Here is a 19,325-nt window from a genome sequence, read left to right as displayed (position 1 = left end):
GTGTTGCAGCGCTTACAGGATCGAGTCGCCGTCGTCACCGGTGGCGGCAGCGGTATCGGCCTCGCCACCGTTCGCCGGTTCGCGGCCGAAGGTGCCAAGGTCGTCGTCGCCGATATCGATGCCGCCGCCGGAGAGGCCGCGGCCAGCGAAGTGGGCGGCCTGTTCGTGAAGGTGGACGTCACCGACGAGGCCCAGGTCGAGGCCATGTTCCAGACCGCCGTCGATACCTATGGCGGACTCGATATCGCCTTCAACAATGCCGGAATCTCACCGCCGGAAGACGATTCGATTCTGACCACCGGCATCGAGGCCTGGCGTCGGGTGCAGGAGGTCAATCTGACCTCGGTGTATCTGTGCAGCAAGTACGCCATCAATCACATGCTGGAGCGGGGGAAGGGCTCGGTGATCAATACCGCGTCGTTCGTCGCCGTGCTGGGCGCGGCGACCTCGCAGATCTCCTACACCGCATCCAAGGGCGGCGTGCTCGCGATGAGCCGTGAACTCGGAGTGCAGTTCGCGCGCAACGGCATTCGGGTCAACGCACTGTGTCCCGGCCCGGTGAATACGCCGCTGCTGCAGGAGCTGTTCGCGAAGGACCCCGAACGTGCCGCGCGGCGTCTGGTGCACATCCCCGTCGGACGCTTCGCCGAGCCGGAGGAGATCGCCGCGGCCGTCGCATTTCTGGCCAGCGACGACTCCTCGTTCATCACCGCATCGCAGTTCCTGGTGGACGGTGGCATCTCCGGCGCATACGTCACACCGTTGTAAAGGTACGGTTGATTCGGGCGGACCGCTGAGCAGCAAGCCAGAGGTCGCCCTACGTCGCCGATCAGAGAGAGGCTCGTGAGATGAGTACGGAAGATGGGCGATCGCCCGGGCTGTTCAGCCACGACGCCCTGCCGACGGAGCCGTCCGTCGCAACCGACACCGGCGGTGCGGATTTCCGCCCCGTCTTCAGCCGCAGTGACGGCAGCGCACCCGGTTCCTATCCCCAACCGGACCAAGGGAATTGAGCATGCGTAGCGCCGGACCCACTGCGGCGCTACGCCCACAACGATCGCAACGGCATGGGTGCGCGACGGCGTTTACCCATGCACACCGAGTCGGAGATCGAGGTCGACGCATCCGTGCAGCGTCACCTCGGCAACCGACACCTTTACGGATCATTCAGTCACTACGCAGCTGGGTCCCCGCCACCCCGAAACAGCCCGAAGCCCCGGCCGACCCGGCATATGCATGACAGATTCGCGATGACCGGGGTTTGCGGACGACCATGGTGGCGAGATCGTGACTGTCGTCGGGCATGCGGCCAGCCTGAGAGTGACATCGGCGCGGTTGTGCGATCTCGGTAGTCGGGTCTGGGGAAGGCGTCGGCCGAGGCATGCGGATATCTCTCGCCGCACGCGGAGAATGGGCGGCGCGTTCCGATGTCGAAGACCCTGGACGGTCTTCAGGGAAGGTGCATCAGCTGCCCGGCGAGCGTGAACAGGCGGCGGGCGAGCCGCATGACGGGGAGCCCCAGGGGAATGAGGATCAGCGTCACGCATAGCACCGCGCCGACGAGCCAGACCACGGCCGCGAGGATCCCGACTACCGTGCCGAGCACGGCTGTCACGAGCCCCAACACCACGCCGAGCAGGCCCTTTAGCAGTTGCATCATGACCTCCTTCCCCCATTCTGCGCCCTTTCGAGCGCGATGCCGAGTGCGGCCCGGATAGGGTGTGCACCGGCTCGGGCGTGGGGCGCGTGCTTAGACTGACGGGGGAGAAGGAAGGACCGCTGATGAAGCGAAATCTGAACTGCCCCTGCGGCGAACAGATCGTCGGGACGGATGAGGACGACCTGGTCGAGAAGACCAAGGCGCATCTTGCCGCGAACCATCCGGGGCACGACTATTCCCGGGACGAAATTCTGTTCATCGCTTACTGATCCACCCCGCCCGGCTTTTCGTCACGCGCACCGACCGTGACGAAAACGCCGGGTGCGGTGGGGTTATTTGGGGGAGCCGAGGCGAGCGCCGCCGTCCACCCGAACCACCACGCCGGTGGTGAAGGTGTTGTCGGTGAGGAATTCGATGGCCTTGGCGATATCGTCCGCGCTGCCGATCCGGCCGACCGGGGTCTGCGCCGCGATTCCGGCGAACGCCTCGGCGCGGGCATCCTCGGGCAGGAAGTTCCACCATTCGGTGTCGATCACGCCCGGGGACACGGCGTTCACGCGCACGGGTGCCAGTTCTACCGCGAGGACGGGGACGATGGCCTCGACACCGGCATTGACGGCGGCCAGTGCGGCGGTTGTCGGCATGGCGCCGCCCGCGGACGCGGCGGACACCAGCGTGATGGATCCGTCCTGCGCGAGATGGGGCAGCGCGGCTTGAATGGTGGCGACGTGCGGCAGCAGTTTGCCGGAGACGTGGGCCTGCAGATGGTCCAGGCCGAGTTCGCGGAACGGGGTGGTGCCGGACGGTCCGGTCACGGTCACCACCACATGGTCGACCGGTCCGATCTCCGAAAACAGTTGTGCCAGTTCGTTTTCGGCACGCGCGTCGACGACCTTCCCGGTCACCCGCCGTCCCAAGTCGGCCAATGCGGCGGTCAGTCGCTCTTCGTTGCGTCCGGCGATGACGACCTCCGCGCCGTTCGCGGCGAGTCGACGAGCGGTCGCCAGGCCGATTCCAGAGGTTCCGCCAACGATGACCACTTTGTTGCTCACAAGATCCTCCTGAAGTACGAATCACGATGATTTTCGAACCACCGTGCCTCGTTAATATATTCGAGGCACAGTGTCTTGTAAAGTGGCTCGCATGACAGGAGCCCGAGGTCGACCCCGCAGCGAGGACGCCAGGCGCGCGATCCTGCACACGGCGCTGGAGCTCTGCGAGCGGGACGGCTACCAGGACCTGACCATCAAGGCCATCGCGGACGGGGCAGGCGTCGGACGGCAGACGGTCTACCGCTGGTGGCCGGATAAGGCCTCGATTCTGATCGAGGCGCTGATCGGATTGGCCGAAGAGCATGCGGCACTGCATGTTTCGGACGAATCGGTGGATGTGCTCATCGCGGTCGAACGTCTGCTCACGGCCACTTTCGAACTTGCGCAAAAGGTGACGGGTCAGGCGCTGGTCGGTCTGATGTCGGACGCCCAGCGTGATCCAGCTTTGTCCGAACGATTGCAGGACACCGTGATCGGCCCGCGCCGAGCGACACTGCGCGCACTGCTCCAACGCGGTGTCGACGCTGGAAAACTGGCTCCGGCGGTTCCGCTGGATCTCGTCGTCGATTTCGTCTTCGGCGCGATGTGGTACCGACTGCTCAGCCGCCACGCCCCCGTGAACGGCGCGCTCGCGAAGGATGTCACGAGCAGCATCGCGACCATGCTCGCGCCATGAGATCCAGATTTAACACGGCCTGGCCCGACTGTTCGGTGTACTCGCCGATCCGCGGATCATCATGTACCGCGGCGATGGCAATGATGTTGCCAGCGTGGCATTTTCGGCCTGAATCAGCCGAAACAGCTGCTCCGGCGGGCAGGTGCCGCGGCCACCATGATCGTGTGGAATGCGTTCGCCACCTCCGTGATCGGTGAAGATCTCGGGTTGTTCACCAGTCTGCGCATGCCGGACCATGTACTGGAGACCGGCGATACGAGACCCGGGTCTCCGCCCTTGCGGGGATGTTCCCTGCTGCGCCCGCCCTGCCCAAGCTGGCGCCGGACAAACCATCGGGTGAGGCGCCCGGGAATCAGGCGACCACGTGAATGCCACCATCCACCTTCAGGGCAGTGTCGGGCACGACATCGATGACCCGATGAGTCCAGGTGACGGCGTCGACGCGAAGCTCATCACGCTGGTGCTGCCCGCGGCCCTCTTCGACCAGATCAAGCAGTCGCTTGCCATGTTCGGCGTGCGGCGGATGGTGGTCTGCCAGGTCTACCGGGTGGACGACCGGGGCAGCCGAGTCGAGCGCTATCGGGGTCAAGAGTTCGTCAGCGATGTCGAGGCGGGGCTGCGCATCGAATTGCTGGCCAAGAATGACGATGTCGCGGATCTGGTTCGGTTGATCGATCGAATCGGTGCGAATGCCGGGCCGTCCAGAATTCAGATCTGGATGATCGACGCTCGCTCGCTGTGATTGCGCCGCGGTCGCGATCCGGGCGGTCATCGGTCGGGTGGGGGCCGCGGCAGTCGACGAAATCGCCAGTGTGACCATGCTCACATTTCCCGTCGATCCCGCAGGTGGCGGCGGCCCCGTCACCGGCGTGGTTGGACCGCCGCTTGTTTGCCCGGTTCGGAACGTGGGTACCGGTTAGTTCCGTGCCTGCATCCGAAATCCGGGTCGGGCCGGTCGAACGAATCGAGGCCCGTTACCTGGGCTGGTGAGGAGGCGCACGTGACGGATCGCGAATCGGAGAAGAAAACGCTACGCCGATCGGTCGCCGCCTCCGCGATGGGCAATGCCACCGAATGGTTCGACTACGGCGTCTACGCTGCGACCGCCACCTACCTCACTGACGCGTTCTTCCCGGGCGAACTCGGCACCCTCGGCACCATGCTCGGCTTCGCCATCTCCTTCCTGCTGCGCCCGCTCGGCGGCATGGTCTGGGGACCGCTCGGCGACCGCCTCGGCCGAAAAGTGGTGCTGGCTACCACGATTCTGCTGATGGCCGGTGCTACCGGCTGCATCGGTCTGCTCCCGACCCACGCCCAGATCGGTTGGTTCGCGCCGGTTCTGCTCATCGCCCTTCGCGTCGTGCAGGGCTTCTCGACCGGCGGTGAATACGGCGGTGCCGCAACCTATCTGGCCGAATGCGCGAACGATCGCAGGCGCGGGTTCCTCGGCAGCTTCCTGGAATTCGGCACCCTCGGCGGATTCGTCGGCGGCTCGGCAGTGGTGCTGCTGTGCCAGGTGATCTTCGGGTCGGATGCCATGCACGACTGGGGTTGGCGCCTGCCGTTCCTGTTCGCGGTGCCGCTCGGCCTGATCGGCTGGTACCTGCGCTCGCATCTGGACGAATCGCCGGTATTCACCGAGGTGGCCGATAAACCGCACCCGCCGGGCGGCGTGTGGGAGGTGCTGACCACCTATCGCCGCGAAACCCTGACGCTGATCGGTCTGGTGGTCGCCCTGAACGTGGTGAACTACACCCTGCTCACCTATCAGCCGACCTACCTGCAGAACACCATCGGCGTCGGCGAATCCACCACCACCGCCATGATGCTGATCGGGCAGTTGGTGATGATGATCGTGCTGCCGTTCTTCGGCAGGCTGTCGGACCGGGTGGGCCGCCGCCCGCTCTGGCTGGTCTCGCTGGTCGGTCTCGCGATACTCGCGCTGCCCATGTACTGGTTGATGGGGCAGGGAACCGGTTGGGCCATCACCGGATTCGTCGTGCTCGGCCTGTTGTACGTGCCTCAGCTGGCGACGATCAGCTCGACCTTTCCGGCGATCTTCCCGACGCATGTGCGCTATGCGGGTTTCGCTCTCGGCTACAACATCTCCACCGCCGCATTCGGCGGTACCGCGCCGCTGGTCAACGAGGCCGCGATCGAATCGACCGGCTGGTCGCTGTTCCCGGCCGCGTATATGGTGGGCGCCAGCCTGATCGGACTCCTCGCCTGGTCGTTCCTGCGCGAGACCGCGGGAACCTCGTTGCGCGGCACTGTGGTTCCCGATGCCCAGAAGCTGGAGTCACCGATCGCGGCGCAGCCGGTCTGAGCCTGGGAATCTGCTGAGCGCACACCCACGCGGGTAGTGTCGGCATTGCCGACGGATTGCCGAGTTCGCGCTCCGCGGGTCGGTAACCGTAGGCAGACAGTGCTGTCCGCACCTATCGGATTGGAGAGGCTCGTGCAGATTCAGGTCAACACCGGCAGCAATATCCACGGCGGCGCATCGCTGGCCGAGCGCGTGGAATCGACGCTCTCCGCGACACTCGACCGGTTCGCCGAGCAGGTCACTCGGCTGGAAGTGCATCTGACCGATCTGAACGCCCAAAAAGGCGGTCCAGACGATAAGCAATGCGTACTGGAGGCCCGGATATCCGGTCAGCCGCCGGTCGCGGTAACCCACCGCGCGGACACGGTCGAAGAGGCTTATACCGGCGCTGCCGACGCCATGATCAACCTGCTCGACAGTCGCTTCGGCCGGCTGCACCACACGAAAGGTGGAGAATCCATCAGGCACGTGGGCGGCGAATAGTAGTCGACATCGACCATATTTCCAGCAGTGGGAAGTGGCCGTGAAATCGGTGCAGCAGATTACCCAGCCGACCGTAGCCGCAACCATTCTCATAGGTAAATCCGCCGCGACCCGAACTTGTTGATGCCGAACAGATTAAAAGGCCCACACCGGCACCGAACTGGTGTGTAATACCGATCGGTAACTGGTGTGTGGGGGCTGATGAGGGTTCGGTGATGTTTGTGAACGCCGTCGATATCGCGCAACGATCGGAGAGTCCGATCAACCGTCGGCGTACGGGAGCTTTCTGGTTCGGTCTGGTGTTGACGGTGCTCGGCACCGCGCTGCACCTTCCGATGTATGTCATGGCCCGCGATATGGGCTATCGGATGGCGGGCATGCCGATGGACGGCCCCATGATCACGGGGATGATCCTGATCGTGATCGGTTTGGGCGTCACCACTTACGGCCTGTTCCCCCAGCGCGCGGTGCCCGACACCGTGGCCGGGCTGCGGGTGCGGGCACTCGACGACGCGCCGATCAACCGGGTGCACGTGGTGCTGCTGCTGATCATGGCCGCCGCGATCACCATCGACGTGATGAAGCCGACAACGCTGGCCTTCGTCGTTCCGGGTGTCGGTGCGGAGTACCACCTGCGCACACCGGCGAGTCCGCACCTGGACGCGCTGCCGGTGGCGCTGCTGCCATTGTCCGGCATCACCGGCACAGTGCTCGGGTCGTTCTTGTGGGGCTGGCTCGGCGACCGCATCGGCCGCAAGGCGGCGATCTTGCTGGCCGGAATCTTCTTCGTGGGCACCGCGATCTGCGGCGCTATGCCCAGCTTCGAGCTGAATGTCGCGATGTGCTTCATCATGGGCCTGAGCGCGGGTGGGATGCTGCCGATCGCCTTCACGCTGCTCTCGGAGACCATCCCGGCGCGCCACCGCGGCTGGCTGCTCGTGCTGATCGGCGGTGATATCGCGGGGGCATACGTCATCACCAGCTGGCTGTCCTCGACGATCGGTGAGACCTACGGCTGGCGCAGCCTCTGGCTGATCGGCCTGCCCACCGGACTGCTGCTGGTGCTGCTGGTGCGCTGGATTCCGGAGTCGCCGCGGTTCCTGATGGCCATCGGCAGGCACCGCGAGGCCGAAGAAGTGCTGCGCACCTACAACGCCGAGGTCGTCGTGGTCGAGCGGCCGGAAGCCGCCGCCGAGGATGGTCTGCAAGGCGGGTTCGGTCAGTTGTTGCGCCGCCCGTTCGCCGGAATGACTATCGTGCTGGCCCTCTTGGGGCTCGGCGTCGGACTGGTCACCTACGGCTTCCAGCTCTGGTTGCCGACGAATCTGCGCGGCCTGGGATTTACCGGTGTCACCGCTGACAAGATCCTGCGTGACTCCGCGCTGATCGGCTTCCCACTGAATTTCCTGGTCGCCTATTGCTACCACCGCTCCACCAAATGGACGCTGATCACGCTCAGCACGCTGCTCGCCGCCGCGCTCGGTGGCTTCGTGATCCTCGGCGATCACGTCGCCGACAACACCACGCTGCTGTATGCCCTTCTGGTGGTACCGATCTGGGGTTCCAGCTCGGTGGTCGCGGTCATCGTGGCCTACGGCGCGGAGGTCTACCCGACCCGGATCAGGTCTCGCGGCAGCGGCGTCGCGGCGGCCATGACCAAGGCGGGCGGTGTTCTGGTCATCGCGCTGGTGGTGCTCGCCGTGGCCACCCCGTCCATCACCGTGACCGCGCTGATCAGCGCGGCGCCGATCGCGATCGCGGCGGTGGTGGCCGTCGGGTTCATCGTCGAGACCCGGCGCAAGTCACTGGAACAGATCACCGCCGACGAGTTGGGCGTCGCGGCGGCATAGCAAGCACGAGCACTGCTAGGTGAGGTAATGATCGACACTGCAACAGCGTTGGAGCCCGCACTAACCGGATCGATGCGCGATCGCCTGATAGCGGCCACAATTCAACTCATCTCGACCGAAGGACTCGCCTCGATGACGGTGCGTCGCGTGGCTCGGATATGTGGGGTCTCGACCATGGCGATCTATTCCAACTTCAGCGGAATGCCCGGCTTGATCCAGGCGGTCGGCTCGGAAGGTTTCGCGCAATTGGTCGCGCGGTTGGCCGAATGCGAGATCACCGACGATCCGATCGCCGAGATCCTGGTGCTCGGCTTCATCTTTCGGGATGAGGCGCTGCGCAAACCCGAGCTGTTCCGGCTGATGTTCGCCACCGAGTCACCGAAGGCGGAGGTCAAGATGCACCGCGGCAATGTGCTGGCCGGTGGCGGCGATTCCGACTTCGAGAACTTCGCGGAGAGCTTCGATTTCGTGGTGCGCGCGACCCGGAGGGCGCTGGAGGCGAAGCTGTTGCGCAGCACCAATGAGCGCTCGGCAGCGGCGCAGTTCTGGACCGGGCTGTATGGGTTCATCCAGTTGGATATGGCGGGCCTGTATGGCAACCAAGGGGTTTCGGAGGTGCTGTTGCCCTCGATCGTCAACATCCTGATCGGCATGGGCGCCGAACGCGCGACGATCGAGCGGTCGGTGGCGCGTGCCCTCGAACAGGTGGCCGCGCTGACCGGTCCGCACGTGATCAGCCACGAAGTTTGACGGCGAGCCGCTGGGCGCTTGCCATGGCGCGTTCGGCGAAACCGTTGCGTTTGGGCAGCAATTCGAGTTGCAGCAGTAGCTCGTTCAGATCCCAGGTGGCCTTGCTGCGCCAGATGAGTCCGGAGCGGAACTGCCAGATGTCGACCACGAACAGGTCGAATTTCTTGTTGGTTCCGGCGAATCCGGGCGGATCGATCATGCCGAGGTGGGTCCCCGTCATCCGCCACGGCACGATCGCCGCCAGCGCGTCCGCCGTGACGACCGGCTCGAAGACGGTGGTGTAGTTGACATCTGGGAATGCGCGCTTGGTGTCGTGCACGAACTTCGCCACCCCGGCGCGGCCGATGATCAGCTCGCTCTCGGATGGGTCGAGCCAACGGGTGTCCTCGGTGACGCAGGCCGCCACGGCGTCGCCGTCGCCGGTGTTCCAACCGGCGATATAGCGCTCGACGAACTCGCGCAGCCAGTCGGTGTCCTCGATGGGCTCGGCGGCCGGATCGAGCGCGAATTCACCAGAGTTCATGGCGGACACCGTACCTGCATAACAATGTCATGGGTTCGAATAACAATGTAATCCGAACCCATGACATTGTTATTCGAGAGGAGGCCGAAACTTATAACAGTGTCAGCCTCGGAATAACAATGTCATAGCCGTTCCGATAACAGCGTAATTTCACTATGTGGACCCGGATAGCCGTCATCGCAAGAGGTTTCGGTTAATTCGCGCTGCCGATCGAATATCGAAGTATGCTGCCTACCGTTCAATGCTCAGGGTAGAAATCGAGGACCGCGCAATGTCCGATGCAGCAATCGTCGGTATCGGCTGTCGATTTCCGGGTGGAATCGATGGTCCGGGCGCTTTTTGGGATTTCCTGATCGGCAAAGGCGACGGCATCGTCGAGGTGCCGTCGGATCGCTGGAGCCTCGACAAGTTCTACGATCCGGATCCGGACGCGCCCGGCCGGATGTACACCCGCAGTGGCGGATTCCTGACCCAGTCGCTGTGGGAGTTCGATGCCGACTTCTTCGGCATCTCCCAGCGCGAGGCCTCGATCATGGACCCGCAGCAGCGACTGCTGCTCGAGGTCGCGTGGGAGGCGCTCGACGATAGCGGGATGGCCGGGCGGATCGCCGGACGCGATATCGGCGTCTTCGTCGGCGGCTTCATGAACGATAACGCGGTGGGCCGCAATGTGGTTCGCTCCGCGATCAACAGCCATACCCCGACCAGCTCTTCGCACACCCTGCTCTCGGCCCGCATCGCATTCCTGCTCGACCTGCACGGGCCGACCATGACCATCGACACCGCCTGCTCGTCGTCGCTGGTGGCACTGCATCAGGCCGTCCAATCGCTCGCGCTCGGCGAATGCAGCGCCGCCATCGTGGGCGGCGCCAATGCCATGTTGCAGCCGGAAACCTTCATCTCCATGTGCAAGGGCCGATTCCTGTCCGTGGACGGTCGCTGCAAATCGTTCGACGCCGCAGCCGACGGCTACGGCCGCGGCGAGGGTGCGGGTGTGGTGATCCTCAAGCCGCTCGCGGCCGCGGTACACGACGGTGACCGCATCTATGCGGTGGTCCGCGGCAGCGGCGTGAACCAGGACGGCCGCACCTTGGCCATCCCGGTCCCCAATCCCGATGCGCAGGAAGCCCTTGCCCGCCGTGTGCACACCGGCGCGGGCATCGGGCCGCACGAGATCGGTTACGTCGAGGCGCACGGTACCGGGACCCCGGTCGGCGACCCGGCGGAGATGACGGCCCTCGGCAAGGTGTACGGCGCGGTCGATGGTCGGACCGAGCCGCTGCCGGTCGGGTCGGTGAAGAACAATATCGGTCACACCGAGGCGGCGGCGGGCGTTGCCGGAGTCATCAAGGCCGCGTTGACCGTTCACCACCGGACGATCGCACCGCAGGCCCGGCTGGATCGGCTCAATCCCGCGATTCCGTTCGACGAGTTGCGGCTGCGAGTGCCGATGGTGGCCGAACCGCTGCTCCGGCCATTGGTCGCGGTAAACAGCTTCGGCTATGGCGGCACCAATGCGCACGCACTCATCGGCCCGGCGCCCGACGAAACCCGTTCTGGTGCAACGGCAATGCGGCAGAACACCCTGCCGGTCCTGCCGCTGTCGGCGCGCAGCGAACCGGCACTGCGCACGCTCGCCGCGGGACTATTGGCTGCGGCTGACACCGAACCGCTCGACACCCTGACCGAGGCAGCCTGGGTGCGCCGCGCGCATCACCCGCTGCGCACCGCCTTCCGCTACCGCGATGTCGGCGAATTACGCTCCCTGCTTGCCGAATTCGCCGCTGGCGGTGGCCAGCCGCCCGCTCGTGCCATCGCGGAGGGACGCACCGACCCGGTATTCGTCTACAGCGGTATGGGACCGCAGTGGTGGGCCATGGGGCGCGGCCTACTCGCGGGCGAAGGTCCGGCAGCCGAGCTGGCGCGCGAAATCGATAGGGAGTTCACCGAACTCGCGGGCTGGTCGATTCTCGAGGAGATGGGCCGCGACGAGGCGGACTCCCGGATTTCGCGCACCGAAATCGCGCAACCGGCCAACTTCCTGCTCCAGGCCGCGCTGACGGCCGAACTCGCCGAGCTCGGCATTCGACCCGCCATCACGGTCGGACACAGCGTCGGCGAGGTCACGGCGGCCTACGTGTCCGGTGCGCTGTCGTTGACCGAGGCGGTTACGGTCAGCTACCACCGGTCCCGACTGCAGGCCAGCACAGCCGGGACCGGCGGCATGCTGGCGGTCGGTCTGGCCGAAGCCGAGGCACGCGAACTGCTGACCGATATCGACGGTGTGTGTATCGCCGCCGTGAACAGTCCGTCGGCGGTCACCTTGGCCGGGGACAGCGAGGCGCTGGCGGCCCTCGGCGAACGTCTCACCACCGACGGCGTATTCGCCAAGGCGCTGCGGGTCGAAGTTCCCTACCACAGCCATCTGATGGATCCGATCCTGGATGATCTGCGCACCGCACTTGCGACGCTGGCACCGGAAGAGAGTATTGTTCGCGCCTACTCGACGGTCACCGGTATGCAAGCGACGCAACAGGATTGGGGTCCGGAGTACTGGGTCCGCAATGTCCGAGACCAGGTCCGGTTCGCGGACGCGATCGGTGCGCTGCTCGATGCCGGACATCGCGTCTTCCTGGAAGTCGGCCCGCACCCGGTGCTGAGCGGCAGCATTAGGGAAATCCTTGTGCAGCAGGGCATTACCGGTGTCGCCGTCAGCACGCTGACGCGTGGCGGTGACGACCGCGACAAGATCCGCACCGCGATCGGTGAGTTGTACCGGGCGGGTGCACTGGACGGCGATCGCCTGCCGGGCGCGATCGATCCGGGTGCCGGGCACGTCGACTTGCCGCACTATCCCTGGCAGCGCCGGTTCGTCTGGACCCAGGAGCCGGAAACGGAGCTGGATCGAATCGGCACCCCGAACGGATTCGCGTTGCTCGGCGATCGCATCGGGTCGGTGGCAACGGAATGGGAAGTCCAACTGTCGGTTTCGAACCTGCCGTGGCTGCGCGATCACGTCGTGGCCGGTGCCGTTGTGCTGCCGGGGGCGGCATACCTGGACGCCGCCATGAGCGCCATCGCGGTGCGCACCGGCCGGGATTCGTTCGGACTCGAATCCGTCGAATTCGTCAGTCCGCTGGTCATCGACGCGCACGATGTGCCGGTAGTGCGGATCGGTGTGGAGGAGAGCACTCGTCGGTTCACCATCCAGTCCCGGCCCGCGGGTGGCGGGGGATGGACACTCAACGCGCACGGACGTCTCATCGAGGCGGACACCGACGCCACCACCGTCGCCGTCGCGCCCGCTGCGGACGCTGTCGAAGTCGCCGTCGACGAGCTCTACGCGCGCATGGCCGAACACGGACTCCGCTACGGCCCGGCATTCCGCTTGCTCAGCCAGGTCTGGGTCGGCGCGGACAGCGTTGTCGCACATCTCGATTCGTCGGCAACCACCGGTCAGCGGCATCTCGCTCACCCGGCCATAGTCGATTCGGCACTACAGTGCTTTGCCGCCTTGTTCGCGAGAACCGCTGCGACACAGCCGAATTCCGGCAATGACGCCGAGGTGGTTGTGCCGTCCTCGATCAACGGGATCCGTTGGACCGGGCCGATTCCGGCCGATCCGGTCGTGGTTCTCACACGCATACCGGGAGATCCGCTGCGCGCCGATATCCACATCGCATCCGCGAGCGGCGATGTCGCACTGACCATGTCGGGGGTGCGATTCCGCGCACTCACACCGCAGTCGGCGCTCTCCGAGCAGCTCGACCACCTGTTCTACGAACCGGTGTGGGAGATCGTGACCGACACCGCGGAACCGGCGATGCAGGACCTGCCCGGTGACGAGGAGTTCCTGCTCGTTGTCAACCTCGGTGCGGAAATCGCCCAGCGAGCCAAGGAAATCGCCAATGTGCGGATCCGGGCCGAGGTGGTGACGGTCGGCGAGCATGCCTCGGCAGCCGACAGCGAACAGCTGCTCGAACTACTGCGCGCAGCGCACGCCCGACCCGAAGTCGAGCGCCTGCGGCTCGTTGTCGTCGCCGGATCCGAACTCGACGGCATGCGCAATGTGTATGGACTGGCCCAGGTCGCGCAGGCGCTCAAGGGGCTGCTTTCCGATGAGCTGCCCCTGGTGATCCACGCCGTCGTGGTCACCGAATACGCGCTGTGCCTGCCGATCGACCGGTTCGCTCGACTCGAGCATTCCGCACTGACCGGCGCGCGCCGCGAACTGCTCAACGAACTTCCGGCCGGGCAGTGGCGGCTCGTCGATACCGAACCCAGCTCCGCTGCGGCCGACATCCTCGAGCAGATCTACACCGACACCACCATCGACGAGGTGGCGCTGCGCGCGGGCGCGCGCTGGACGATCCGCTGGCGCCGTACCCTCACCGACCGGCTGGCGGGCTGGGATGTGCCCCGGCCGCTCACCGACCCCGAACAGTCGTTCCGACTCGATATCCCACGCTCGCGGCTGCTGCCGGAACTCGCACTGCGCACCTGCGATCGGGTCGCTCCCGGACCGGACGAGGTCGAGATCCGGATGCAAGCGGTCGGCCTGAACTACAAGGACACCCTCAAGGTGCTGGGGGTGCTCACCGAAAAGGAGCTGGACGGAACATTTTTCGGCACCGACATCGGTATGGACGGCTACGGCGTCGTGACCCGGGTCGGCGGCAATATCACCGATATCGCACCGGGAGACGAGATTTCGGTGGTGGCGCCCGGAATCGTCCAGCGTTATGTGACGATTCGGCCGGACACCGGCGCGACCACCCGGATGGATATCTTCCCGCCCGGCACCTTCGACCCGCTGCACTGCACCTCGGTCATGCCGCTGTTCACCGCCGAAATCGGGCTCGGCGAGCTGGCTCGGGTGCAACCGGGCGAAACGGTGCTGATCCACGGCGCGGCGGGTGGTATGGGTATGGCCGCCGTCCAGGTCGCGCTGCGGATGGGGGCACGGGTGATCGCCACCGCCGGTACCGAGCAGCGGCGCGCCCAGGTGCGGGCGCTCGGCGCGCACGCGGTGCTGGGTTCCCGGTCGATCGGGTTCGTGGACGAGGTGCTGCGCTTGACCGACGATGCGGGCGTCGACGTCGTCTACAGTTCGGCGCCCGGCGAGATCCTGCAGCAGAACTTCCGGGTCGCGGGCGAATTCGGCCGCATCGTTGATATCGGCAAGGCCGACATCTACGGCTCGGGCACCATCGACCTGCGCCCGTTCGACCGGAATCTCGCATTCTTCGCCGTCGACATCGACCGCATCCTGGCCCGACGACCCGAGCAGGTTCGCCGGGCGGCCCGGCGCGTGGTGGACGCGATGTTCCATGGCGAGTACACCGCACTGCCGAACACACCGTTCGCACTCGACGAGCTGACCGCGGCCTTCGAAACGGTGGCGCGCTCCGCCCAGATCGGTCGGGTCGTGCTCGATCTGCGCGAAGAGCAACCGGCGGTGCGCCACATCCCTGGTGAATTCGAATTCGACCCCGCCGCAAGCTATCTGGTGACCGGCGGCTTCGGTGCCTTCGGCCTGGCCACCGCGCGTCAGCTGGTGCGCGCCGGAGTGCGTCACCTGGTGCTCGTCGGCCGCGGTGGCGCCGGCACCGAGGCAGCGCGCGAACAGTTGGCGCGGTTCGCCGACGAAGGTGTCGACGTGCGCGAGGAACGCGTCGATGTCGCCGACTACGACGCGGTCGCCGAGCTCATCGCGCGCATTCAGGCCAGCGGTGCGCCGCTGCGCGGTGTGATCCATGCCGCGGGCGTGGTCAACAACACCGAGATTCCGGAGGTCACTGCCGAGTCCCTGCGCGAGATCTTCGATCCGAAGGTGCTCGGCGCGACCAATCTCGATCGGGCCACCACCGCCGCGGGCGTCGAGCTCGACCTGTTCGTGCTGTACTCCTCGGCCAGCGGCATTGCCGGGCTCGCGCCCCAATTGGGTTATGCGTCAGCCAATTCCGCGCTCGATGCGCTCGCATGGGCCCGGCGCGCACAGGGTAGGCCCGCGCTGTCGGTGGACTGGGGATTCATGCGCGGCGACGGCGGTATGGCCGACTCCCGCGCGGTATCGCGCTATGCCGAGATGACCGGATACGGCTCACTGGATATGGATTTCGCGACCGTGCTGCTGCGGGAATGTCTGCGTTTCGACATCACCCAGCTCGCTCTGCTCGATATCGACTGGGCGCAATGGGCCCTCGCGCACCGCTCGTCGGCGCGCGCGCCTCGGTTCGTCGAACTGGTCACCGCCGCGGGCGGTGGCGCGGCGGGCACGAGCGCACTGCGGGCCGAAATACTCGCGCTGGACCCGGAATTCCGCGGCGAGGTGGTCGCCTGTCTGCTCGCCGAACAACTGGGGGTGGTCCTCGGCGTCGACCCGGACACCGTGGATCTGGCCACGCCGACCATGGAGTTGGGACTCGATTCGCTGATGGCCATGGAATTCGGTGCGCGCGTGGTCAAAAGCCTCGGCGTCAAGATGTCGGTCCTCTCGATCGGGGCCGGACTTTCGCTGGCGGGCCTCGGCGTCAAGATCGCCGCGCAAATCGCGCACGAAGAAGCAAGTACCGCCACCGACAGCAGCGTGAGGACTACCGCATGACAACTGAGAGCATCGATCCCCGTGCGCTCGCCCGTGCCCTGATGGCCAAGCACGATGCGGGCAATGGTGCGGCCACTGCGACGGCGCCCGGACACGACCGCGGTTCGGCCGATGTGCGGACCGCTCGCGGTCCGAGCCCGCAGACCTCCTTCCGTGATCATCCGGGTGTGCTCGAGGCCAATGCGAAATTCGCCGCCTTCGACGCCTGGACGCGCGAGGCAGGCGTACTCAATCCCTACTACCTGCCGCACGACGGCATCAGCGGGGCGGTGACCAGCTTCGCCAATCGGGACATGCTGAACTTCAGCAGTTTCGGCTATCTGGATCTGGCCGCCGAGCCGCGAGTCCATGCCGCCGCCATTGCCGCGATCGGTCGCTACGGGACATCCGCGGCCGCGGTTCGGATGGTCGCGGGGGAGTTACCGCTCTACGGGGAGTTGGAGCGCGAGCTCGCGCGGATCTATGACACCGAGGCCGCCATCGTGACGGCCAGCGGCTTCCTCACCAACGCGGCGGCGGTCGCCTTCCTACTCGGCAAGCGCGATATCGCGGTGTGCGACTCGCTGATCCACAACAGCATCGTCTCCGGCACCGAATGGGCTGGCTGCAAACGAGTCACCTTCCGGCACAACGATCCCGAATCGCTGGACGCGATTCTGGCGATGTCGCGGCGCAGCTTCGATCGGGCCCTTGTGCTGATCGAGGGCGTGTACAGCATGGACGGCGATGTGGTCCGGCTACCCGAAATCATCGAGGTGGCAAGGAAATACGACTGTTCGATCATGATCGACGAAGCGCATTCGTTCGGTGTTCTCGGCGAGCGCGGGTTCGGCGCGCGTGAGCTGTTCGATCTGCCCGGCGACGCCGTCGATGTCTGGATGGGCACACTGTCGAAGGCGCTCGGCAGCGTCGGCGGATATCTGGCGGCCAATCGCGAACTCGTCGAAGGGTTCAAATACTCCGCCGCCGGTCTGAGCATGTACACCGCCTCACCGGCGCCGTCCGCGGCGGCGGCCGCGCTGGAGGGCTTGGCCGTGCTGCACGACGAGCCGCAACGCGTCGCGACACTGCGGCACAACGCCGAGTACTTCCACCGCCGGGCCCGCGAACTCGGTTTCGACACCGGCAACGGCCAGGCCACACCGATTACCCCGATCATCACCGGCGCGAACGAACCCGCGGTGCGCGCCTCGATGGAACTGCTGCAGCGCAATGTGATGGCCAATGCCATCGGGCATCCGGTGGTGCCCGAGGGCGAGGCGCGCTTGCGGTTCTTCATCAACTGCCGTCATACCGAGGCGCAGCTCGATCATGCGTTGGACACCCTGCGGTCGGTGTTCGACGGTCTCCCCACGGAAGAGAGTCACCACTCGTGAAATTGCCGGTCAGTTCTTCTCTATTGCGAAAAGCGTTGGTGCCATTGGCATCGGTAACGCTGATGGCGGTGCTGTTCGTACCGGCCCACTCGGCCATGATCGCCCCGGTCGAGACCGATCCGAATAGCCCGCTGGCGAGCCGGTTCCATTTCACCGAGATGCCGATCGCGCTGCCACCCGGCTTGCCCGAGCACAAGATCCGGCATATCGAGCCGCGGTATGAGCATGTCGTCGCCTGGATGTCGTCGGTCAACTCCGCGGCGGCGATCAACGATATCGACGGCAACGGCCGCGCCGATGATCTGTGCCTGGTCGATTCTCGATCCGATACGGTGATCGTGACGCCGACACCGGACAGCGACACCAGCCGCTACGCGCCGTTCGTGCTCGATCCGGCGCCGCTGCCGACCGACGACCGGATGGCCCCGACCGGCTGTGTCCCAGGCGATTTCGACCACTCGGGGCGCATCGGCCTGATGGTGTACTACGGCGGGCGCACCCCGATCCTGTATCTGCCGCGCGCGGGTGCCAAGCACCTGGACAACAAGGCCTTCCGGCCGGTGGAAATGGTGGAGCCACCGACCACCGCGGACGGCAGCTATCAGGGCGCGCGCTGGTTCACCCTGGCCGCCTCCGTCGCCGACTTCGACGGTGACGGCAACCCGGATGTCTACCTCGGAAACTACTTCCCGGACAGCGATTTCATCGGTCCGGACGGTCAGCACAGCCTGACGCTGAACGAATCGTTCTCCACCGCGACCAATGCCGGTACCGACCGTATCCTCACCTTCCAGCAGAGCACCGGCGGCGCCGAGCCGACCGCGGTGTACCGCGAGGTCGTCAACGCGCTCCCGGAAGGAAAGGCGAACGGCTGGACACTCGCTTCCGCGACCCAGGACCTCACCGGCGACCAACTACCCGAACTGTATGTCGCCAACGATATGGGCCCGGACCGCCTGTTCGTGAACAAGTCGACACCGGGACACATCAGCTTCGGCCTCGCCGAAGGTGAACGCGGCCCGACCGACCCGAAGTCCTTTGTGCTCGGCCATGATTCGTTCAAGGGCATGGGCGCGGATTTCGCCGATCTCGACGGCGACGGTATGCCCGATCTGTTCGTCAGCAATATCGCGCAGCGGTGGGGCATCGTTGAGGCCAACCTCGCCTTCTACAACACCGCGGCCGATCCGAAACAAGCTGCGGCGCAATTGGAGTCCGGTATCGCACCGTTCAAGAACCGGGCCGTGGAGAAGGGCATCGCCTGGGACGGCTGGTGCTGGGATACCAAGGTCGCCGACTTCGACAACAGCGGCCGACCGCAGATCGTGCAGACCAACGGGATGTTCAAGGGTTCGAGCACCCGGTGGCCGCAGGTGCAGGAAATGGCCACGATGAACGACGATTTCACCAAGTACCCGTGGGCCTGGCCGAAGTTCACCGAGGAATCCGACCTGGCGGGCAATAACCGCATCGGTTTCTTCGCCCAGGACGACAGCGGCAAGTTCACCAATATCTCGCCCGCCCTGGACACCTTCGCGGCGACACCCACCCGCGGCATCGCGGTCGGTGACTCGACCGGAACCGGCAACCTCAGCTTCGCGGTCGCGAGGCAGTGGGAAGCTCCGGTCTTCTACCGCAACGACGCACCGCATCCCGGGCAGTACCTCGGCCTGCGGTTGCTCACCCCGCCGAGCACCGCTGCCGCCGGCGAGACGACGGTCGCGGGCAAGCCCGTGCTCGGGTCTCCGGCCCTCGGCGCCGAGGTCACCGTGACGATGCCGGACGGCAAAACCCATGTGGCCCAGGTAGATGGCGGCAGTGGGCACGCGGGCAAGCGGTCCACCGATATCCACGTCGGACTCGGCGATATCGATCCGGCGACCGCACTGTCGGTACAACTCGCGTGGCGCGATAACCACGGCGCCGTGCACACCCAGCAGCTGCAGCTGCGACCGGGGCAACACACCCTCGTTCTCGACTCCGATGCCCGGGAGGTGCACCAGTGAGTGTTCAAGCACATTC

General features: G+C 65.7%; 15 protein-coding genes. 12 read left to right on the top strand and 3 right to left on the bottom strand.

The genetic code is table 11. The features are described 5' to 3' along the window. Positions 1 to 768: a 3-oxoacyl-ACP reductase gene (locus tag NA5_RS12345; RefSeq protein WP_062985120.1), complete on the top strand. Its 768-nt coding sequence runs from the start codon at positions 1 to 3 to the stop codon at positions 766 to 768. A gap of 80 nt (positions 769 to 848) precedes the next feature. Continuing rightward, complete coding sequence (locus NA5_RS40310; protein ID WP_157110353.1) at positions 849 to 1,013, top strand: hypothetical protein; 165 nt, start codon at positions 849 to 851, stop codon at positions 1,011 to 1,013. Between the two features lie 437 nt (positions 1,014 to 1,450). On the opposite strand, the gene NA5_RS12340 is transcribed toward NA5_RS40310, so the two are convergent. Then, positions 1,451 to 1,657, bottom strand: a complete 207-nt coding sequence (locus NA5_RS12340) for a hypothetical protein (protein WP_062985254.1) — start codon at positions 1,655 to 1,657, stop codon at positions 1,451 to 1,453. Between the two features lie 125 nt (positions 1,658 to 1,782). Here NA5_RS12340 and NA5_RS12335 point away from each other — a divergent pair, with 125 nt between their 5' ends. Beyond that, positions 1,783 to 1,929 (top strand): DUF1059 domain-containing protein, encoded by a 147-nt coding sequence (locus NA5_RS12335; protein WP_063813334.1) that lies wholly within the window; start codon positions 1,783 to 1,785, stop codon positions 1,927 to 1,929. Positions 1,930 to 1,992: 63 nt separating this feature from the next. Here the strand turns inward: NA5_RS12335 and NA5_RS12330 are convergent, their stop codons facing one another. Beyond that, complete coding sequence (locus NA5_RS12330; RefSeq protein ID WP_062985116.1) at positions 1,993 to 2,712, bottom strand: SDR family oxidoreductase; 720 nt, start codon at positions 2,710 to 2,712, stop codon at positions 1,993 to 1,995. Between the two features lie 91 nt (positions 2,713 to 2,803). Here NA5_RS12330 and NA5_RS12325 point away from each other — a divergent pair, with 91 nt between their 5' ends. The 6 genes from NA5_RS12325 (at position 2,804) to NA5_RS12295 (ending at position 8,797) form a co-directional block, all read left to right on the top strand. Continuing rightward, on the top strand, positions 2,804 to 3,388 hold the full coding sequence (locus tag NA5_RS12325; RefSeq protein ID WP_062985115.1) for a TetR/AcrR family transcriptional regulator: 585 nt from the start codon (positions 2,804 to 2,806) through the stop codon (positions 3,386 to 3,388). 364 nt (positions 3,389 to 3,752) lie between these two features. Continuing rightward, entirely contained in the window at positions 3,753 to 4,130 is a 378-nt protein-coding gene (locus NA5_RS12315; RefSeq protein WP_062985112.1) for a P-II family nitrogen regulator, read from the top strand. Between the two features lie 315 nt (positions 4,131 to 4,445). Next, entirely contained in the window at positions 4,446 to 5,714 is a 1,269-nt protein-coding gene (locus NA5_RS12310; RefSeq protein ID WP_084484079.1) for an MFS transporter, read from the top strand. A 132-nt stretch (positions 5,715 to 5,846) separates the two neighbouring features. After that, on the top strand, positions 5,847 to 6,197 hold the full coding sequence (locus NA5_RS12305; RefSeq protein ID WP_062985108.1) for an HPF/RaiA family ribosome-associated protein: 351 nt from the start codon (positions 5,847 to 5,849) through the stop codon (positions 6,195 to 6,197). A 215-nt stretch (positions 6,198 to 6,412) separates the two neighbouring features. Next, positions 6,413 to 8,047: an MFS transporter gene (locus NA5_RS12300; protein ID WP_062985106.1), complete on the top strand. Its 1,635-nt coding sequence runs from the start codon at positions 6,413 to 6,415 to the stop codon at positions 8,045 to 8,047. Between the two features lie 27 nt (positions 8,048 to 8,074). Beyond that, positions 8,075 to 8,797: a TetR/AcrR family transcriptional regulator gene (locus NA5_RS12295; protein ID WP_084484064.1), complete on the top strand. Its 723-nt coding sequence runs from the start codon at positions 8,075 to 8,077 to the stop codon at positions 8,795 to 8,797. Here NA5_RS12295 and NA5_RS12290 read toward each other — a convergent pair. Then, positions 8,781 to 9,320, bottom strand: a complete 540-nt coding sequence (locus NA5_RS12290) for an ester cyclase (RefSeq protein WP_157110351.1) — start codon at positions 9,318 to 9,320, stop codon at positions 8,781 to 8,783. The genes NA5_RS12295 and NA5_RS12290 overlap by 17 nt on opposite strands. A gap of 271 nt (positions 9,321 to 9,591) precedes the next feature. Between NA5_RS12290 and NA5_RS12285 the strand changes: the two genes are divergently transcribed. From NA5_RS12285 to NA5_RS12275, 3 genes are all read left to right on the top strand, one after another. Next, the gene (locus NA5_RS12285) at positions 9,592 to 15,927 is read left to right on the top strand and encodes a type I polyketide synthase (RefSeq protein WP_062985253.1); all 6,336 of its coding nucleotides are present in this window, start codon (positions 9,592 to 9,594) and stop codon (positions 15,925 to 15,927) included. Then, entirely contained in the window at positions 15,924 to 17,303 is a 1,380-nt protein-coding gene (locus tag NA5_RS12280) for an aminotransferase class I/II-fold pyridoxal phosphate-dependent enzyme (protein ID WP_062985101.1), read from the top strand. Before NA5_RS12285 ends, NA5_RS12280 begins: the two co-directional genes overlap by 4 nt. A gap of 68 nt (positions 17,304 to 17,371) precedes the next feature. Next, positions 17,372 to 19,309, top strand: coding sequence for a CRTAC1 family protein (locus NA5_RS12275; protein ID WP_371856403.1), 1,938 nt, complete (start codon positions 17,372 to 17,374; stop codon positions 19,307 to 19,309). The last annotated feature ends 16 nt before the right edge of the window (positions 19,310 to 19,325 follow it).

The sequence above is a fragment of the Nocardia anaemiae NBRC 100462 genome (assembly GCF_001612725.1).
Lineage (GTDB): Bacteria > Actinomycetota > Actinomycetes > Mycobacteriales > Mycobacteriaceae > Nocardia > Nocardia anaemiae.
Note: the sequence above shows the minus strand (reverse complement) of the source record. Positions and strands in the feature narration are given on the sequence as shown.